The organism is Hyphomonas sp., from assembly GCF_041689225.1.
Taxonomy (GTDB): Bacteria; Pseudomonadota; Alphaproteobacteria; order Caulobacterales; family Hyphomonadaceae; genus Hyphomonas.
In genome coordinates, this window is record NZ_JBDNGN010000045.1 from 1 (window position 1) to 3,863 (window position 3,863).

The 3,863-nt window shown below is 61.0% G+C and carries 4 protein-coding genes; 3 read left to right on the plus strand and 1 reads right to left on the minus strand.

What is annotated here, in order from left to right:
* Positions 1–646, plus strand: a 646-nt coding sequence (locus ACESNB_RS03655) for an SMP-30/gluconolactonase/LRE family protein (protein WP_373003987.1), incomplete at its 5' end; no start/stop codon positions are given.
* Between the two features lie 8 nt (positions 647–654).
* On the opposite strand, the gene ACESNB_RS03660 is transcribed toward ACESNB_RS03655, so the two are convergent.
* Complete coding sequence (locus tag ACESNB_RS03660; RefSeq protein ID WP_373003990.1) at positions 655–1,818, minus strand: Mrp/NBP35 family ATP-binding protein; 1,164 nt, start codon at positions 1,816–1,818, stop codon at positions 655–657.
* A 75-nt stretch (positions 1,819–1,893) separates the two neighbouring features.
* Here ACESNB_RS03660 and hflK point away from each other — a divergent pair, with 75 nt between their 5' ends.
* The gene (hflK, locus tag ACESNB_RS03665; protein WP_373003993.1) at positions 1,894–3,024 is read left to right on the plus strand and encodes an FtsH protease activity modulator HflK; all 1,131 of its coding nucleotides are present in this window, start codon (positions 1,894–1,896) and stop codon (positions 3,022–3,024) included.
* Positions 3,024–3,863, plus strand: an 840-nt coding sequence (gene hflC / locus ACESNB_RS03670; RefSeq protein ID WP_373003996.1) for a protease modulator HflC, incomplete at its 3' end; no start/stop codon positions are given. The genes hflK and hflC, both read left to right, overlap by 1 nt.

The following is a 3,863-nucleotide window of genomic DNA, read 5'->3' on the forward strand; positions in this document are numbered from 1 at the left end:
AGACTATTCCGGCGGGCGGATCGAACGCATCGATCTGGCGACAGGCAAGGTCGAACGCGTACTCGACACGGTGGATGGCAATCCGCTGAAAGGCCCGAATGACCTCGTTTTCGACAATGCCGGGAACCTCTATTTCACCGATCACGGCAAGACCTATTCGCGCCATCGCGATTTCGGCGGCCTGTTCTTCCTCGCCAACGGCGCGTCGGAAGCCAAGGAAATGGATTTCCATTATTCCTCGCCCAACGGCGTCGGCCTCTCGCCGGACGAACAGACGGTCTTCATGGCAGATACGATGACCGGCCGCATGTGGGCCTTCGACCTGGCCGCGCCAGGCGAGATCAAGCCCGCCTCCCCGTTCAATGGTGGCCGCGTCGTCGCCACGATGCCGGGCCTGCAATATTTTGACAGTCTCGCCATGACCGCTGCGGGCAATGTCTGCGTCGCCACAATCCTGAATGGCGGCATCACCACGATCACCCCACAGGGCGACTTCAGCCACACCCCCTTTCCGGACATGCTGGTCACCAACATCGCCTTTGGCGGCGAAGACATGAAGGACGCTTACCTGACACTGTCGAGCACAGGCCAACTGATCAAGTGCCGCTGGCCGGAGCCGGGCCTCACGCTGAACTTCAACGCCTGACGGCGGCGTCAGTCCTCGAAGACGATTTCCGGCGCAGGCTTGGACTCAAGCGTATCGAGGCCGATGGCCACGGTGCGCGCGAGATCGTGAAAGATGCGGGCGGGCTCACCATCGGCCAGCGCGGCAGGCTGCCCCGTATCACCGCCTTCGCGTATCGCCTGCAGCATGGGGATCTGACCGAGCAATGGCAGGCCCAGTGACTGCGCCGTCGCCGCACCGCCGCCCTCGCCCATCAGGTAGTGACGGTTGCCTGCGGGATCCTCGAACCAGCTCATCGTCTCGACAATGCCGAGCACGGGCACGGCTGTCTTGCTGAACATCGCCGCACCCCGCCGCACATCGGCGAGAGCGACTTCCTGAGGTGTTGTCACGATGATCGCCGCTGTCACCGGCACGCGCTGCGCAATCGCCAGCTGTGCATCGCCGGTCCCGGGCGGTGTATCAATGACAAGGATGTCCAATTCACCCCATTCGGCATCATTCAACATCTGCGTGATCGCCGACATGACAATGGGTCCACGCCAGATCATCGGTGCATCCGGGTCCGACAGGTAGCCGATCGACAGCGTCTTCATGCCATGCGCGATAACAGGGACCAGTTTTTTCGATTCGGCCGTTCCCGGCTGGGCATCCTGCGTGCCCAGCATGGTCGGGACCGACGGCCCGTAAACATCCGCATCGAGCAGGCCGACTTTCATGCCTGCCTTGGCCATCGCCGCAGCGAGATTCACCGCAATCGTCGACTTGCCTACGCCGCCCTTGGCGCTCGCCACGACCAGGATACGCGCAATGCCGGGAATCGGCGGAATACCGGATGCTTGGGACGGCGCGCCCTGCTGCATCGCCTCATCCGACAGGCGCGCGCCCTTGCCCACCCGGCGCTTAGCCGGTTCCAGCTTCACTGTCGGCAGTGCCTTCTGGGCCGTGAGAATGCTCGTCACAGCATGAACGCCAGCGACCAGTTCGGCCCGTCCTTCCGCCTCAATCCGGCGTGCCTCAGCCCCGGCCGTATCGGCTGGATCAGCCAGCAGGACTAGGATAACGCGGCCCGTATCATCCACGTCGACCGACTCCAGCCAGTCCGGTGCGCCGAGCGCATCCCGGACTTGCCTGGCCAGTTTCCGGCGAGATTTTTCCTTCGAACCAAACACCTTATATGATCCCTGCGTCATTGAACCTCTAAATGAGGCATGCACTTATCACGCAAGTTCCTATATAGAAGCCTATAAACCAAAACAGGAGGGGCTATGCCCTGGGATGACAAGACAAAATCCAGCGGCCCATGGGGCGGCGGATCAGACGATGAGCCAGGCAAGGAAGCTGGCTCGCCCTGGACGCGCCCTGGCGGCGGCTCCAGTGGTAATGGCGGCGGCGACCTTGAGCAGCAAATGAAACGCATGCAGGAGCGGTTTCGCAAGCGCCCCGGCGGCGGCGGCGGTGGCGGCGGACGTCCCAGCGGCGGAGGCGGCCCTAATTTCGGCCCGCTCGGCTTCGTCGTTCTTATCGGTATTGCGCTACTGGGCTGGCTTTCGACCAGTGTGGTGATGGTCGATCCGACGCAGCAAGCTGCCGTGTTCCGCTTCGGGAAATGGCAGACGAATTTCGGCCCTGGCCTGCACTTCCACCTGCCTACCCCGCTTGAGTCGCATGTTCTGGTCGAGGTCGAGAACCGTAGAGAGACCCGTATCGGCCAGGATCTTGAAGAGAGCCTGATGCTGACGCAGGACGAGAACATTGTCGACATCCAGTTCTCCGTGTTCTGGAAGGTCGATTCCGAGCACCCTGAAAACTTCATCCTCAACGTGAAAGAGCCAGTCGACGCGGTCGAACAGGTCGCCGAGTCGGTGATGCGCGAGGTCGTCGGCAAGACGCGACTGCAAAGCGTCATCACGACCGAGCGTGACGTGGTCCAGCAGGAAGTCGCCAAACAGGTCCAGTCCCTGCTCAACGACTATCGCGCCGGCATCCAGATTCTTGCGATCACGATCGACCGGTCCGATCCGCCCAAACAGGTGATTGAAGCGTTCAACGACGTGAACGTCGCCGAACAGGACGCCGAGACCAATATCAACCAGGCCACCCAGTTCGCCAACGAAGTCGTGCCGCAGGCCCGGGGTAGCGCGCAGCGCATCCTGCAGGAATCTGAGGCCTACCGCGACCAGGTTCTTGCCGACGCCCAGGGTGAAGCCTCGCGCTTCGAGCAGATTTACGAGGAATACCGCAAGGCGCCTCGCGTCACGCGGGAGCGCATGTATCTTGAAACCATGGAACGGGTGCTTGAGCGCTCCGACAAGCTGATCATGGATCAGGAATCGGGCGCCGTACCATACTTGCCGCTGGAACGAACGCAGCGGAAACCGAGTGGAGGACAGCAATAATGCGCGCATTTAGATGGCTCACCATCATCATCGCCGGCGCTGTTGTGCTGGTACTCATGAACTCCTTTTTCGTTGTCCGTCAGGACGAACAGGCCCTGATGCTACAGGTCGGCGAACCCAAGCAGGTTTACAACGCACCGGGCCAGGATCAGGCCGGCCTCTACTTCAAGATTCCCCTGATCCAGCAAATCGAAAAGCTCGACAAGAAGAATATCGGTCTTGATATTAAGAACATTGAAGTGCTGGCATCTGACCAGCGGCGTCTCTCCGTCGACGCGTTCGTGCGCTGGCGCATCAAGGATCCGCTCAAATTCTACCAGCGTTTCCGAACCGAGACGGTGGCTGCCCGCCAGCTCAACCAGATCACCAACTCGACCATCCGTGAAGAACTTGGCGACGTGCCAGTGCCGGAAATCATTTCCGGCCAGCGCTCACAGCTTATGGACAGGATCCGGCAGAAGGTGAACCAGCAGCTGACCGAAGATGGCATCGACATCATCGACGTCCGCATCCGCCAGGCTGACCTGCCGCAAGAAGTTGCCCAGGGCGTTTACAGCCGGATGCAATCGGCCCGTCTTCAGGAAGCCCAGCGCATCCGTGCCGTGGGTGAGGAGAAATCCCGCCTGATCCGCGCCCAGGCCAGCCGTGAAAAAACGGTGATCGAAGCCCAGGCCCGTGAACAGGGCCAGATCATCCGGGGTGAAGGCGATGCCAAGTCGACAGAGGTCTATGCCAACGCCTACAACAAGGACCCGGAATTCTTCCGGTTCCAGCGTGCCCTGATCGCCTGCGACAAGGCCATTCAGGAAGGCACCCAGGTGATCGTCAGCCCGAAAAAT